The 15,952-nt window shown below is 42.5% G+C and carries 10 protein-coding genes; 5 read left to right on the forward strand and 5 right to left on the reverse strand.

Annotated features, from left to right (window positions below; all coding sequences use genetic code 11):
* Positions 1-9 precede the first annotated feature (9 nt).
* The 3 genes from BFP97_RS05885 to BFP97_RS05895 are packed head-to-tail and all read right to left on the reverse strand — an operon-like array spanning position 10 to position 2,876.
* Entirely contained in the window at positions 10-1,050 is a 1,041-nt protein-coding gene (locus tag BFP97_RS05885; protein WP_069841519.1) for an agmatinase family protein, read from the reverse strand.
* Positions 1,047-2,327 (reverse strand): polyamine aminopropyltransferase, encoded by a 1,281-nt coding sequence (gene speE / locus BFP97_RS05890; RefSeq protein WP_069841520.1) that lies wholly within the window; start codon positions 2,325-2,327, stop codon positions 1,047-1,049. Before speE ends, BFP97_RS05885 begins: the two co-directional genes overlap by 4 nt.
* 54 nt (positions 2,328-2,381) lie before the next feature.
* Positions 2,382-2,876, reverse strand: a complete 495-nt coding sequence (locus BFP97_RS05895) for a SixA phosphatase family protein (protein ID WP_069841521.1) — start codon at positions 2,874-2,876, stop codon at positions 2,382-2,384.
* Positions 2,877-3,021: 145 nt separating this feature from the next.
* Here BFP97_RS05895 and topA point away from each other — a divergent pair, with 145 nt between their 5' ends.
* The 3 genes from topA (at position 3,022) to BFP97_RS05910 (ending at position 7,098) form a co-directional block, all read left to right on the forward strand.
* A complete protein-coding gene (gene topA / locus BFP97_RS05900) occupies positions 3,022-5,514 on the forward strand; it encodes a type I DNA topoisomerase (RefSeq protein ID WP_069841522.1) in 2,493 nt (830 codons plus the stop codon).
* A 64-nt stretch (positions 5,515-5,578) separates the two neighbouring features.
* Positions 5,579-6,559, forward strand: a complete 981-nt coding sequence (locus BFP97_RS05905; protein WP_069841523.1) for an alpha/beta hydrolase family protein — start codon at positions 5,579-5,581, stop codon at positions 6,557-6,559.
* Positions 6,556-7,098, forward strand: a complete 543-nt coding sequence (locus tag BFP97_RS05910; protein ID WP_069841524.1) for an HD domain-containing protein — start codon at positions 6,556-6,558, stop codon at positions 7,096-7,098. Before BFP97_RS05905 ends, BFP97_RS05910 begins: the two co-directional genes overlap by 4 nt.
* Here BFP97_RS05910 and BFP97_RS05915 read toward each other — a convergent pair.
* On the reverse strand, positions 7,095-10,208 hold the full coding sequence (locus BFP97_RS05915) for a gliding motility-associated C-terminal domain-containing protein (protein ID WP_221406591.1): 3,114 nt from the start codon (positions 10,206-10,208) through the stop codon (positions 7,095-7,097). The genes BFP97_RS05910 and BFP97_RS05915 overlap by 4 nt on opposite strands.
* Before the next feature lie 108 nt (positions 10,209-10,316).
* Here BFP97_RS05915 and BFP97_RS05920 point away from each other — a divergent pair, with 108 nt between their 5' ends.
* Positions 10,317-11,006: an SIR2 family NAD-dependent protein deacylase gene (locus tag BFP97_RS05920; RefSeq protein WP_069841526.1), complete on the forward strand. Its 690-nt coding sequence runs from the start codon at positions 10,317-10,319 to the stop codon at positions 11,004-11,006.
* Between the two features lie 157 nt (positions 11,007-11,163).
* A complete protein-coding gene (locus BFP97_RS05925; RefSeq protein ID WP_069841527.1) occupies positions 11,164-12,570 on the forward strand; it encodes an MATE family efflux transporter in 1,407 nt (468 codons plus the stop codon).
* A 16-nt stretch (positions 12,571-12,586) separates the two neighbouring features.
* Here the strand turns inward: BFP97_RS05925 and BFP97_RS05930 are convergent, their stop codons facing one another.
* Positions 12,587-15,892 (reverse strand): VCBS repeat-containing protein, encoded by a 3,306-nt coding sequence (locus BFP97_RS05930; protein ID WP_170827412.1) that lies wholly within the window; start codon positions 15,890-15,892, stop codon positions 12,587-12,589.
* Between the last annotated feature and the right edge of the window lie 60 nt (positions 15,893-15,952).

Consider the following 15,952-nt stretch of genomic DNA (forward strand, 5'->3'; position numbering starts at 1 on the left):
CAGTAACGATCACAACATGTTCTGACTTACTCCAATCAAACTAGTCAATCTATATAAAGCCCTTGCCCCCACATTAGCATCCCATTCATCAATTCCGGGAGAAACTTCAGTCAGGTCTGCTCCTACTATCTTTCGACCACTTTTGACTACTTCCTTGATTAGGTAGTTGACTTGATCTAATTCCAAGCCTCCAGGAACTGGCGTACCTGTGTTAGGGCAAAGTTTTGGGTCTAAACCATCTATATCGAAAGAGATATAAACTTTATCTGGTAACTCCTTAATGATCTCAGTGCATTGCTCACTCCAGGTTTTTCCCTTGTACTGAGCTTCTTTAATGTCTTGATCAAAGAAAGTCACAACCCTTTTATCAGAAGCATCAATGTAATTCTTTTCCTCCTCGCAGTAGTCTCTCACTCCCACTTGTACCAACTTATTGATTTTGGAAGACTGAAGTGCATTAAACATAATACTGGCATGAGAGTAATCGAAACCTTCATAAGCCTTCCTAAGATCGGCATGGGCATCAATTTGTAGAATACCGAACTCTCCTTCTTTAGCACAAGCCAACATATGCCCCAAGGGCGTACTATGATCTCCGCCTAAGAGTATAGTCATTTTGCCTTGTTGTCGCCAATATTCAGTCTCTTGCTCAACGTAGCGCATCAGTTGAGTACACTCTGCGTTGATTTGGGCAAGACGCTCGTCCATTTCATCTTTCAGCGCCTCGTCACTTCCGGCTTCTAACCATTCGATATAGATTTCCGATTTGACTCTAAGTGATCTGCCCAAAGACTCCCACACTTCAGGAATTTCGGCCATTGCGACACCTAATTTCCAAGCATTTGGAATACCTGGAACTTCATAATCTATCTGGGTAGATGCTTCCAAAATAGCCTTCGGTCCTTGGGCTGCACCAGCATTGTAGGAAACTGTGACATCCCATGGTATTGGGATAACTACTATTTGTGCATTTTCGGTCGTGTAAGGCAAACCGAAAAGAGTGCCTTTGACACCTACGCTGTTAGGATCGAAGTCATTTATTTGGCTCACTTGTTAATCATTTTCTTAACGAAGTTAGGCAGTGCAAAAGCCGACTCATGAATGGATTCGTTGTAATAACTCAGACCATGTACTTCTGAGAACTTACGGCTTTTTCCTGAATCAAAACCCTTTAAAGGATGCGCATTCCCTTTTGCGCTATAGGAAAATGACCACATACCTGTAGGGTAAGTCGGTATATAAGCCAGATAACAGTGTACCTTTTCATTCCCGAAAATGGAGCCATAGACTTCGTAAATCTCCTTGAATACTTTGTTGTTAAAACGAGGAGATTCACTCTGGGTAATCATCACTCCGTCATCACTCAAAATACGATATACTTCTTTATAGAACTCAACAGAGAAGAGGCCTTCAGCCGGCCCAACTGGATCGGTAGAATCAACTACAACCACATCGAAACTTCCGGCTGCAGCTTCCTTCACATACTTGATTCCATCATCGACAATCAGCTTCAATTTAGGGTGATCTAAAGCCGAGGCGATGCTTGGCAAATGAAGCTTACAGGCTTCAATTACTTTGTCATCAATCTCTACCATCACGACTTCGTCTAGGCCTTCATGACGAAGCATCTCTCTGGCCGTACCGCCATCTCCTCCTCCTATAATGAGTGCTCTCTTTGGGTTTGGATGTGTTAGCAATGGAATGTGAGTTATCATTTCATGATAGACATACTCATCCTTTTCCGTGGTCATCACCATACCATCCAACGTAAGCATGTTGCCATATGCCTGAGTATTGTAGACCTCTACTCTTTGAAAATCTGATTGTTGATCGTAAAGCTTACCATCATGTTTCAAAGACAGAGCGATCTTATCATCTCTCTCAGTAAACCAAACATCTTTTGTTCTGATTGGACTTCCATCATCAGCACTCTTATCATCTCTAAGCTGCTTTACATCAAAGTCTTTCTTGGATAAAAGAGCCATCTCACCTCTCTTCAGTTCTACTGCCGATCCATGACCTGCTTCGAAGGCTTCTTTCAAATACTGATAAGATATCCATGGATCCACGGATTCTCCACAAGTGAATAGATCCACAGAAGCATAGCCAAATTCTGGCCACGTGTGAATGGCCAAATGACTTTCTTCAATCACCACTACTCCAGAAACCCCATAGGGTGAAAAATGATGAAACGTAGAATTGATAATTGTTGCTCCAGCCTTCTCGGCTGCTCCTTCCATACTCTCTTGAATGAGAGTAACATCGTTCAGAATCTCTGGAGTACAATCATAATACTCCACGATGATATGTCTACCTAATGACGCCATGTGCCAAAATTAAAACCAAAACTTATTGGTTGATACTACCCTTCTGAAAATTATTTATTGTGCAGACATTCCAGGGTAATAATACCCCTTCTCAGTACCCATATTACCAGAGACTGCCTTCCAATCGTCTGTAGCTAACTCAATCCAAGCGCAGGTCGCTGGCGAGTAATCTCTGACAGACAATGTTAAGTAAGCAAAGAGTTGTGCTATCGATGGATTGTGTGCCACAATAGCCACATTACTAAAGAGAGGGTCAACTCTATTCACAAAAGCCTTCATTAGGTTCTGAGTGGCTTCGTAGAGTTCCTCGGCATCCATCAACCTAGGACTATAATCCATTTGTTCTACAATGGCCTTGGCTGTCATTAATGTTCTAAAGGCTGGACTTATATAGATGGCGTCAAGCTTAATAGGTAGACCATGAATATATTCTCCCAAGATTGTTGCTTGGTTACTGCCATTTTCTGTTAGCTTTCTTTCAAAATCACGCTTGTCACTATCCGGATACTCAGCTTCTGCATGACGAATTAGCAATAAGTTTTTAACCATTGTGTTGTTGTTTCAGTTATGTGCAAAACAACGACAATTTTGCTTTTTTGATATATGTCTATCGACTGCAGAATGGTTTTAGTTTGTTTTTTTGAAAGTTTTATGCGCATCTTTGAGCGCTCTGAATAAAAACACAAAGTAAGGAATGTCGAAAAATCTTGTCATCGTAGAGTCCCCCGCCAAGGCGAAAACAATTGAAGGTTATCTCGGTAAAGACTTCAAAGTAGTATCAAGTTACGGACATGTAAGAGACTTGCCTAAGGGTGATAAAGCTATAGACATTGAGAATAGTTTTAAACCTACTTATGAAGTCACCTCTGACAAGAGGGAGGTGATAAAAGAGCTGAAAAAGCTTTCCAAAGCAGCGAATACCATCTATCTAGCGAGTGATGATGACCGTGAAGGAGAAGCCATCAGTTGGCATTTAAAAGAGGCTTTAAAACTAGACCCCGCCCATACCAAGCGGATTGTATTCAGAGAAATTACCAAGTCTGCGATTCAAGCAGCCATGTCTAGCCCGAGAGATATTGATGTCGACTTAGTAAATGCACAGCAAGCAAGAAGAATCTTAGATAGACTGGTAGGTTACGAGCTATCCCCAGTGCTCTGGAAAAAGATAAAACGTGGTCTTTCGGCTGGAAGGGTTCAGTCCGTGGCGGTGAGAATGGTCGTAGAAAGAGAAAGAGAGGTCGATGCCTTTGAAGCAAAGTCTTTCTTTAAAATAAGTGCGCTCTTTAATGTGGAAGGACGCGAGATGAAAGCCGAACTTCCTAAGAAATTCGAATCCAAGGAAGAAGCCCAGAGTTTTCTGGAACGTTGTGTCGGTGCTGATTACACAATTGAGAATCTTGAGAAAAAGCCTGCTAAGCGATCTCCAGCTGCTCCATTCACTACTTCTACCCTGCAACAAGAAGCCAGTAGAAAACTAGGGTTCTCTGTTTCACAAACCATGACAGTGGCTCAAAAGCTATATGAAGCTGGTAAGATCTCTTATATGAGAACTGACTCGCTTAACCTATCGAATGAGGCTATAGCTGGTGCTGTGAACCAAATCAAATCTTCATTTGGTGAAGAGTTTGTAAAGACTAGAAAGTTTAAGACTAAATCGCAGTCTGCTCAAGAAGCTCACGAAGCTATAAGACCCACGGATTTTTCTAATCGTAGTGCTGGTAAAGATTACAATGAGCAGCGACTTTACGATTTGATCTGGAAACGGGCTGTCGCTTCACAAATGGCTGAAGCACAATTAGAAAGAACTACTGTAACCATTGGGATTTCTTCGACTAGCGAAAAGCTTATTGCCCATGGTGAAGTCATCAAATTCGAAGGGTTCCTAAAAGTATACATTGAATCATCTGATGATGAGGAGCCTAATGAAGAGGCCAAGGGAATGCTTCCACCACTCAGCATTGGTCAGGGGCTTATATTAGACCATATTCTTGGCAGAGAAAGCTTCACCAGGCCTCCTGCACGCTATACTGAAGCAAGTTTAGTAAAGAGACTTGAGGAAATGGGTATCGGTAGACCTTCTACTTACGCGCCAACCATATCTACTGTTCAAAAGCGCGAGTATGTGGTTAAGGAGAATCGCGAGGGTGTTGAAAGACACTATACAGAACTAACGCTGAAAGATGATCAAGTATCATCTGCCAGCAAAACAGAAATTACGGGTGCCGAAAAAGCCAAGCTCTTCCCTACCAATATCGCGATGGTAGTAAATGATTTTCTTGTGGAGCATTTTCCTAATGTGATTGACTACAGTTTCACTGCCAAAGTCGAAGAGGAATTCGATCATATTGCTGGTGGTGGTCAGGAATGGGAGAAAATGATCAAGAACTTCTATGGAGGTTTCCATGAGAAGGTTGAAGCTACAGAACAGATTAGCCGTAGTGATGTAGGTTCGAGCCGAGAAGTGGGTATTGATCCCGAAAGTGGTAAGCCAGTAATTGCCCGGCTTGGTAAGTTTGGACCTCTGGTCCAGATTGGTGAGACCGATCCTGATGATCCGGAAAACAAGCCACAGTTTGCCAGCTTAAAGGCTGGTCAGTTTATCGAAAATATTACTTTGGACGAGGCCCTTGAGCTCTTTAAGCTTCCGCGTGAGGTTGGCCAGTACAAAGACAAAGAAATCATTGCTGCTATAGGTCGTTTTGGCCCATATATCAAGTTTGATGACAAGTTTGTTTCACTTCCAAAAGATGCTGATCCACTAAGTATTACCGAAGATGAGGCCATTGTATTGATTAAGGAAAAAGAAGCTGCTGATGCTCCCATTTATGTCCATGATGGCCTGCCTGTTCAAAAAGGAAAAGGGAGATTTGGTCCCTTTATCAAATGGAACAATATGTTCATCAACGTGAACAAGAAGTATGATTGGGATAATCTGTCAGATGCGGATATTGTGGAGCTCATTGAAGACAAAATCCAAAAGGAGAAGGACAAAGTCATTCACAATTGGGAAGAAGAAGGCATCAGAGTTGAAAAAGCCCGCTGGGGTCGTCATAATGTTTTAAAAGGCAAGATTAAAGTGGAATTGGGGAAAAACGTTGATGTATCCAAAATGACACTTGATGAAGCCAAGACCTTAATAGAGAAGAATACGCCAGCCAAAAAGCCTCGGGCAAAACGTAAAAAGTAGCCATTCAAACATCATTTTTTTCATGCTTTCGGCTGATTTCACTATTTTTCAGTAACGATCCGCTATGAAAAAGTTTGCCTTCAGTTACCTCATATTTGCCCTTACATTATCTGTAAGCAATGCACAATCTTATCAGGAAGAAGAGGTTATACTCCCTGTTGAAAATGGCAACCTGGGTGGCATAATCATTTTGCCAGAGGGGAAGAAAAGACAGAAATTTCCTGTTGTTATGATTATTCAGGGCTCAGGCCCCACCGATAAAGATGGAAACTCGATCGGAGCACCAGGAAAAAACAATGCTTTGAAAATGCTTGCCGAGGCACTTGCTGAACAAGGCATTGCAAGCCTGAGGTTTGATAAGCGCGGTATGGGGCTGAGCCAATCAGCTGGCAAGCAAGAGCAAAATTTAGTCTTTGATGACTTTGTTTCTGATGCAAGCCTTTGGTTTGACTATTTATCAAGCCAAAAGCGTTTTACCAAGGTCGGAATCGCTGGTCACAGCCAGGGTTCATTGATCGGTATGCTAGTCGCTCAAGAGAAATCGGCATCTGTGTTCGTTTCTATTGCAGGTCCTTCGCTGGGTATTGGTGAGACGATCATGGGCCAGCTCAAAAGCAACCCAGCCAACCCTCCTGCGATCATAGATGAGGCTAAAAACATTATGGATGAACTAAAAAAAGGCAACAAAGTCAGTGATATCCCCTCCTATTTCGCTAGTCTGTTTCGTCCAAGTATTCAACCCTTCATAAGCTCATGGCTCAAATACGATCCACAAGAGGAGTTCAAAAAATTGAGTATTCCGAGTATGGTAGTGAATGGCACTACTGATATTCAAGTCACTATGGATGATGCAAATCGCTTGAAAGCGGCAAATCCTGACGCAAGGATGATCATTATAGATGGCATGAATCATGTCTTAAAGAATGCCCCAAAAGAACGAAATGCCAATATTGCTACCTATAGCAATCCTGATTTACCACTGAATCCAGATTTCAAATTGGTGGTTACCTCCTTTTTCAAAGAACATCTCGCTACAACCAAATGACAAGAGAAGAAGCAAGAGAAATCCTAGCGTCAATGACGAAGGGTGAAAGTTTATTGCGCCATGCACGTACGGTAGAGTTAGTTATGGAAGCCTATGGCAAGCATTACAATGAAGATCCCGAAGAATGGGCCATTACAGGAATGCTTCATGATGCCGATTATGAGGCCTACCCAGAGGAACACCCAAACCGAATTGTAGCCATGATGCGAGAGAAAGGCGAGGAAAAAATAGCACATGCAATCTCCGCTCATTATACCAAGTGGAATGTCCCATATGACACGCTCTTGAGCAAAGCTTTATTGGCTTCTGATGAATTGACTGGCTTTATCGTGGCTTGTTGTCAAGTGAGGCCAGACGGTATAGTAGGTTTGACACCGAAATCGGTAAAAAAGAAGCTGAAACAGAAGAGCTTTGCAGCTAAGGTAGAACGAGACGAGATTCAGGCAGGAGTTGACTTATTAAAACTTGACATCACTGAACATATTCAATTCATTATCAATGTTTTATTAGAAAACAAGGAAGAGTTGAAAATTGGCTAATAGACTACTTTAATTCTTCCGTTTACATTTTCTACAAACTCATTTCCATTGAAGTCAGCCGTGTAGCGAACACGATAGGTATAGACTCCCTGAGGAACAAGTTCACCGCCAAAAGTGCCATCCCATTGTCCAGTAATTTCGTTGGTACTAAAGACCACTTCTCCCCATTTACTGTAGATCACCATTTCAAAGTCAAGCACACAATTAAACACTGCACCGAAGGTGTCATTTGTCTGATCATTGTTCGGTGAAAAAGCTGTGGGGAAGTTAACTAATGGCTTCAGGTTAGTGACAGTGCCTGTCACTGACAATGAACAACCCGCAGCATCCATTACAGTGACATTATAGTCCCCTGCACCAAGACTGTTTAATTCATTACCAGTGGTGGAAGTGTTTTGAGCCCAAAGGAATGTATATGGTGCTGTCCCTCCACTTACCTCTAACGTAAGCCCCCCATCTGCAACATCTGGACACGCTTGTTTCTCAACAAAATCAACTTCTATTGCTGCGGGCTCGGCAATACTGAAATCTAGGTTAACCTCACAATTGTTGGCATCAACGACTTGTACACTGTAATCGCCTTTGGAAAGACCATTTATATCACATGTTGATGTAGTCACTCCATTGCTCCAATTGAAGGAATAAGGCATTGTGCCACCTGTTACAGATACCATGGCTCCTCCTCTAGCACCATTGCAAACCGCATCTATTGGTGTTACCGTGGCACCAAGTTCATTTGGCTGGCCAATAACTATTTCCTGAGTCAATGTACAACCCAAAGCATCGGTGATGTTGACACAATAAGTCCCAGCCGATCGATCAGTAAGGCTATTTCCGGTGACACCGACATCCCAAGTAGCAGTATATGGCCCCAAACCGCCATTTATGGATACTTCTATGCTTCCATCTGCTTCTCCAAAGCATGAGACCGGCATTACGGTTTCCGTGATCGTCAGCGGTTCATAGACAATAACTGTCAAGTCTTGAGAAACACCATCGCATTGGTTGCTTATGATTGTGGTTTCAAAAAACCTAAGCGTATGCTGACCAGGACCATCCCAGTCGACAAGGACCTCATTAGTGCCCTGCCCTGAAATTATAGATCCTCCAATAGCTTCCCAAGTATAGGTAGAGCCGGTAGCAAATGGTGTTGTATATAAAATGCCTTCGAAATCATCCGAACACAGGTCAATTGGCCCAGTCGGTGCTAAAGGTTCAAGGGCTTCGCTAAGCAGCACATTGTAGCTTATTGTATCGCTAAGACAGCCCGAGGGCGACTTAGCCAAAACCCTCATTCTCGGATTTGGATTGCTGATATCCCAGTCCACGGTCACAAAATTGCCTATACTAGAACCGTCTATAGTTCCCCCATCTACAAACCACTCATAGGTGTAATCTGGCAACGTTCCTAAGGCAAAGTACTGTATATCTTGAGCGTCAGGGCAAACCGAAGCGGGTCCCACAATACCATCTACGCCATCGGCAATCACGTTAATTGTTCTTCGAACCACCAAGTTGCTGCACTGACTAGTCCCTTTGGAAGCGATCATGTCGATGACATATTCACCATCTTCTGTGAATTCATGTGTCACCACGTCACCAAAAAGTATGGTACCATCGCTAATTTCCCATCTGAATGAAGTGTATGCATCTTTTAAAATCTGGATGTCTGAAGTGACCGTTAAGGTCAACTCAGAAGCCTCGCATATCTCATCTTGGATAACCCCAAGTTGTTCATCTCTGATTTCAACATCGAACTCTCCCAAATCACCTCCTACTGCATAACCGAAGGATTCAGAATCACCGAAACCATAAACATGAGCGACCACTCCATTGGGGCTAATTAGCCTTCTGGGTCCTTGATTTGTTTCTATGGTTAAATAAGACAAATCAGCATTCCCAGGAACGGGGAGAAACTGACTGCTAATATCTGTACCATCATAATTAACACTCAAATTCTGAGTGGGCGTCACCATGCTTATAAAGTATTTCTGGGTTCTTGGACTCGTCATCACCTGAAAAACCACGTCTTGAATAATCTGATTAGACGGACTCAAAATAATCATGAAAGGGTCCGCGAGATTATCTCCTCTAATATCAGCATCGCAAGCCTTTCCGGTGGTCAGTTGCATCACGGAAATAGGCCTATTGGATTCGATATATAATGGGTTCTCTACACGCAAGGTTGTTCGATCCCCACGGTCAAGCGTAATCGGCACTGGGCTTGTAGTGGTGGTAATACTGGTATTATCTTCAGCAGCAAGGATTTGAACAATATCACCCCGTGATCTGGTTTCGAACGGTACCACAACATATTCCTTTCCCCAGTCTGCTGTGGGATACATTTGGTTGTATAAGTGATCGGCAGAGTTACAATTGTCAACTAGTGTGCTGATATGACCAGAGAATACAGCAATTGGCTTACAGAACACCTCGGGATCATTATTAATGACATTCACTGTAGTTCCCGATAAATTGAGGGTGGCATAATACGCGATCTGCTCTCCCAACAGCAGTGTATCTTGAAACGTTACATTCGCAGGGTGTGACACTGTGCCATCCGTATCCAACATGTCAACCACAGGTCTAACCTCGTATATGGTAGTGTCAGCTGTGCCTACCAACAAAAGCTGATTTTGGGTCGCTCCTACCTGGAAGTTGTCATTGTTATAAGTATGTACTAGGTAACTCTCTCCCAATGAATTAATGGGCAAAACCATAGTAGCATCTGCCGAGGCGATGTCTTCGTTCAAAGCATGAACGGTCACTTCATCAACCGTAGTGATCCTCACAGCAATACGTTCTCTAATTTCAGGTCCTGTCGGTTTAAACTCAGACGGTATTGCCAATTCTGTTCTTCCTCCTGCAACTACATCGAAAGGAACCCGATAATTAGTCCCGGCTATTTGAGCAATACCAGAAGTATTCGTTTTACTGCTTACAAAAATGCTGATGTTGTTGTCGTTGTTACCCGATCCATTTACCAAAAACCCTACGTAAAATTCTCTCCCTTCTGTACTTCCTGTTTGCCCCAATACAGGTTGAGAAATTGACCATAGCAAGACAGTCGCCACGAAAAGAATAAAATTATTTACGATTTTAGGAGTCAAAGCGTGTTTTGCCTTTCAGTTGTTGGGTCAAAATACAGCCTAAACCTCATTGGTTGAAGCTTTACTTCTAATAAACGTGTAATGCGTCAATTAAAGACATAAAAAATGATGCAAAAACTGGTAGTGCTTACGGGAGCAGGAATTAGTGCAGAGAGCGGGCTGAAGACATTTAGGGATTCGAATGGGCTTTGGGAGGGGCATGATGTTATGCAAGTAGCCTCTCCCCAGGGATGGTCTTCCAATCCAGAACTAGTCTTAGAGTTTTACAATCAAAGAAGAAAGCAAGCCCAAACGGCTCAGCCGAATGAGGCGCATACCATTCTAGCGGAGCTTGAGAGTCATTATGATGTTCAAATCATTACGCAGAATGTCGACAATCTTCATGAAAAAGCGGGAAGCTCCAATGTATTACATCTTCATGGCGAGCTTTTTCAATCACGAAGTACTTTCGATGAAAATCTTGTGTACAAGATGGATCATTGGGAACTGAAGCTTGGCGATCTCTGTGAGAAGGGAAGTCAGCTGAGACCCAATATTGTTTGGTTCGGAGAAGCTGTACCGATGATGGAACCAGCTGTGAGATTCAGTCAGGAAGCCGATATATTTCTTATCGTGGGCACATCACTACAAGTGTATCCAGCAGCTAGCCTCATCGACTTTGTAAAGGCCCAGAGTAGGAAATATCTGGTTGACCCCAACCCTCCCAGCTATAGCTCAGACATTATTTTTATCCCAGAAAATGCGACATCGGGCATGAAAAAGCTAAAAAACATCCTCTCAGACCAATTAGGATTTTGAAATTCTAAATAATTAAACTTCATTTGCGTCATCATGAAGTTATGAGAAAATCCACGTTCATATCAACAGCCATCCCAGAGCTGTCATTGAACGTGAGTTGCTAAGCAACTTGCGAGCACCCCCGCTTTTACTTTTTTATACGACATAACTTTCAAAAATGACACAGTCAAAAAATACTATACATAGGTATTGGCTATACCTTAAAATGGCCATCGGTGGTAAACAAGAAGATTTCACTACGGGCAGCATACGCAAAGCCATCTTCATGCTCTCCATACCCATGATTCTGGAAATGCTGATGGAATCGACCTTTGCATTGGTGGATATCATATTTGTTTCGCAAGTATCAGTGAATGCGGTCGCCACTGTAGGATTAACAGAGTCGGTAATCACCCTGCTCTATGCTGTAGCCATTGGCTTAAGTATGGCGGCCACTGCTGTAGTGGCAAGGCGAATTGGTGAAAAAGATAAGGCTGGAGCTGCAAAAGCGGCTGTACAAGCCATATTTCTAGGAGCAACCATCGCAGTGATAATCGGTGTACTAGGCATCATTTACCCGAAAGAAATCTTGGGATTAATGGGTGGTGAGGAAAGCTTAATTGCAGAAGGCTATGGTTACACGAGAATACTGATCGGAGGTAATATTACCATTATGTTGCTCTTCCTGATCAATGCTGTATTCAGAGGTGCTGGTGATGCTTCTGTGGCCATGTGGACACTAGTGTTGTCCAATGGACTCAACATTATTCTCGACCCGATATTCATCTTTGGTCTGGGTCCTATCCCGGCCTTTGGCGTGGAAGGTGCGGCCATTGCCACAACCATTGGGCGTGGTGTGGCCGTTGTCGGTCAGTTTATGATTCTCTTCTTTGGTTGGGGAAGGATCAAGATTGGTATCCGAGATTTCGTAATTAACCTTGCCGTGATGTGGAACCTGATCAAAGTTTCATTGGGTGGAATTGGTCAGTTCTTAATCGGTACCTCAAGTTGGGTTTTTCTCATGCGGATCATGTCGGAATTCGGTAGTGATGTACTGGCTGGATATACGATTTCCATCCGAGTGATGATGTTTACATTGATGCCTGCATGGGGTATGAGTAATGCCGCAGCAACACTAGTGGGCCAGAACTTAGGAGCCAAACAACCCGATCGTGCTGAAATATCAGTTTGGAAAACAGGAAAGTACAATGCCATTTTCATGGCAGTGATTTCTGTGATCTATCTCATATTCGCGAAGTACATCATCGGTTTGTTTAGCAATGTTGATGATGTGGTCAATTATGGCGCACTAAGTCTGCAGGTAATCGCTGCTGGTTATATCTTTTATGCCTATGGAATGGTAATTACCCAGTCCTTCAATGGTGCAGGAGATACAAAAACACCGACCATAATCAACTTTTTCTGCTTCTGGGTATTTCAGCTACCATTTGCCTATTTGGCAGCAATCACTTTCGATTGGGGGCCTATGGGCGTATTCTCAGCGATTACACTGGCGGAAATTCTAATTGCCATGGTTTCCATCTGGTTATTCAGAAAAGGTAAATGGAAAACAGTTCAGGTATAAACTGTTAAATCAGATGTTAGGGACGTTTGGTGAACTTGTAACTCTTTAGCACATCATTATTCGATGTTGCTATGAGATACTCATCATTGTTGATGGTTACAGTCTCCAGGTCTCTGACATCTGTATTTAAGATCAATCCGGATTCCTTGAGTGAAAGGGTTTGAAACTCATTATTGCCTTTGTTAATTACAATAGAACCAAAATTGGAATCATAACGCACGGTTTCTACTTCCGATCCATAGAAATTGCCCGCACAAATCAAGTCGGTTAGGCCATCATTATTGACGTCTTTCAAAATAATATCTCGAACCGCTCCAAATTGAGACAAGGTTGGTAATTCCTTGAATTCAAAATTCATGTCACCATTGTTGATCAGTATGCCTGAGGCAAAATTATTGACTTCTAGTTTGAGGGATGCATCAAGCCTCTCCTCCGAGTAAATCGCGGTCAAATCTGCGTTGGCAAACTTTTCATAATTATCGAACTTCTCAAGGATAAAAGGCATTTGCTGAGAACTACACTCGCGGCCTCGGACAGGAAGTAACTCCTCTCCATTGCTCTTAGATAGTACAATATCACCAATACCATTCTCGTCAAAGTCGTTGTAGAACAGATACAAAGGTGACTCAGGTTTTGGGTGAAACTTGTTGTTCAATCCAATATTACCCACCACAAAGTCTATATCTCCATCATTATCGATATCTATGGGCTTAACACTATGCCACCAGCCTTTTAGGTTTTCAAAATCATTATCGGCTTCCTCGAATTCGCCTCCATCATTTAGGTATATTTTTGGGCTCATCCACTCTCCGACTACCACCAAATCTTCGAATCCATTCTGGTCCAAATCGACCATAATACCATCTGTTAGCATTTGGGGAGAATCATAGAGGTCCGAAGAAACATTCTTTGTCGCATTAACAAAACGACCGCTTTCATTCACATAAATAAAACTTCTAGGACCCTGTGGATACTCCCCTGGAACGTTTCTATTGAGTACAATCAAATCCTGATCTCCATCTTTATCAATATCTGAAGTGAGTGCTTTGCTCCCTCCCATCTGATCATTTGGAAGAGCATCTGAAGCACGGGTAAAATTGCCTTGTCCATCATTCAGATATAGTCTATCTCTTAAAAGGTTAGCGTTGCCCTGATAGAATTCTCCACTTCCACTAACCACATATAGGTCTAAATCATTGTCACCATCGGCATCAAAAAAGGTTGAGTACATATCCTCATGATCTGCATCGTTAGAAAAAGCTACCTGAGTTGACTTGCTGTACCTTCCATCAGTTCCTTGGGTATACAAGCTTCCTGCCTGCCCTTTGGCACCTCCCACATAAACATCTTCCAATCCATTGCCATCTACATCAGCTTTGGCGATGAATGGGCCATGTTCCGACTGTCTATGGGGCAACAGAATCTCCTTTATGAAATCATCGAATTGATTCTCCTCATGTTTGAAATCAATCACAGGAGTTTCTACCTCGGTGAAGTAACTTTTGACTTCTTCTGTCTCAATATTTGTGAAAGCCGCATCTGCAAAGTCTATGATGCCATCGGCAATTTGAGATAGCTCGCTAATAACCGATTGTTGACCAGTAGGCCAGTAAACCTCAATTTCTTTGATTTGAATGTATTCAGAAAGGTATATAGCTCGATCTGAGCTAGACAGGTAACCTCTGCTGCCTCTCACCTTTTCAAGTATTACCTTGTTATCAGTAGTTCTGATCTTGAGTGTTGTTCCAAAACCTTCCCGATTGCCCTCTGGACCTATCACTTCAAACTTTCGAAGTCTCTTACCTTTCTTTTCAACCGTTAGGTTTTGATTGAGAGTACACATCAAATCCATGTTATTGGTTATGATCTCCAAGTCACCATCATTATCAAGGTCCGAATAAACTGCTCCATTGGAATTATAGGCTCTTTTTAGTCCCCAATTCAGATTACTCCTTTTGAATCTCAGTCCATCTACATTCTTATAAATGGGGTTCTGTAGTTTTTCGCTAGGCAGTAGCTTAAGCACCTGTCCCAGTGCAACGCGCTGACCCAAGGCATAAAGACTATCGGTAGCCGTTACTGCATCATTATCCGTGATGTCCTTTCGAATACCGTTGGTTACAAACAAGTCTTTAAGCCCATCCGCATTATAATCTCCAAAGAGTGCTGTCCAGCTCCAATCGGTCTTATCAATACCAGATACTTGAGAAACCTCGCTGAAATTCCCGTCACCGTGGTTGTACTGTAGCGTATTGATCATGTACTGGTGCTGTAGACCTTCATCCACCATAGTTCTGAAAAACTCATTGCTCATGCTTGCCATAAGGCGCTTTGACCTTACATGATCTTCTGGGGCCATATCAAGCGTCACTAAATCAAAATGACCATTATTGTCAATATCAGCCCAGTCACTTCCCATGCTAAAGAATGACATATGCTGAAAATAATCCTGAATGGATTCTGTAAAAGTCCCGTCTTGGTTGTTGATATAAAGGAAATCAGGTGAGAGATAATCATTAGCTACATAGATATCATCCCAACCATCCTCATTGAAATCACCCATAACAGCACTTAGGCCCCAGGCGCTATTCACTATGCCAGACTTATCTGAAACATCCACAAAACGACCTCCTCTATTCTCGTAGAGCCTGTCTCTTGAATATGGATCATAGTCCTTTGGTTTCTCATTACGCAGGAACATGATCGTATTCTTATTATTGAAATCAATACGATGGTTCATTTGGTAGAGATCTAAATCTCCATCCCGATCATAATCAAAGAAATAAGCCTGAATACCGTAACCCTTGTCTGCCAGACCATATGCTGCTGCACTTTCGGTAAAGGTCATATCACCATTGTTAATATAGAGGTAATTAGCCCTTTCATTGGCATCCTCATACCTGCCGGATTTTGATAGATAGATGTCATCGAAACCGTCCTGATTGATATCGACCACAGTCACACCATTTTTCCACCCTCCCTGTGCATGTACACCAGCTGAATCGGTAATATTCTGAAATTTTAATTCCCCTTTATTAAGGAATAGTCTATTCCTCGCCTGGTTCGAAACGAAGTAAATGTCGTTAAGATCATCATTATTGAAATCGCCAATCGCCAGACCAGAGCCATTGTAGATGTAGTTATAATTAAAGAAGTTGTGGGTTTCATCTTCCCGAATGGTATTAAGAAAGTTGATGCCAGATTGTGTGAAGGAAATCTCCTTGAAAATTGGGTCTTCTATAGGTGTTTTAGCCTCAGAGTCTAGGTTGCTCTTCTCATTGTTCGAGCTACAAGCCGATAGAATGGCTAGCGCCAAAATCACAGAAAAAGTAAAAAAAAGCGGTTTGCAATTCGTATTGCATTCTCGTAACATTACACCTTT

This window comes from Roseivirga sp. 4D4 (genome assembly GCF_001747095.1).
Taxonomy (GTDB): Bacteria; Bacteroidota; Bacteroidia; order Cytophagales; family Cyclobacteriaceae; genus Roseivirga.

Coding starts and splice junctions, on each gene's coding strand:
- BFP97_RS05895 (WP_069841521.1), bottom strand. CDS start 2,876: ATGGTTAAAAACTTATTGCTAATTCGTCATGCAGAAGCTGAGTATCCG.
- BFP97_RS05910 (WP_069841524.1), top strand. CDS start 6,556: ATGACAAGAGAAGAAGCAAGAGAAATCCTAGCGTCAATGACGAAGGGT.
- BFP97_RS05925 (WP_069841527.1), top strand. CDS start 11,164: ATGACACAGTCAAAAAATACTATACATAGGTATTGGCTATACCTTAAA.
- speE (WP_069841520.1), bottom strand. CDS start 2,327: ATGGCGTCATTAGGTAGACATATCATCGTGGAGTATTATGATTGTACT.
- topA (WP_069841522.1), top strand. CDS start 3,022: ATGTCGAAAAATCTTGTCATCGTAGAGTCCCCCGCCAAGGCGAAAACA.
- BFP97_RS05905 (WP_069841523.1), top strand. CDS start 5,579: ATGAAAAAGTTTGCCTTCAGTTACCTCATATTTGCCCTTACATTATCT.
- BFP97_RS05920 (WP_069841526.1), top strand. CDS start 10,317: ATGCAAAAACTGGTAGTGCTTACGGGAGCAGGAATTAGTGCAGAGAGC.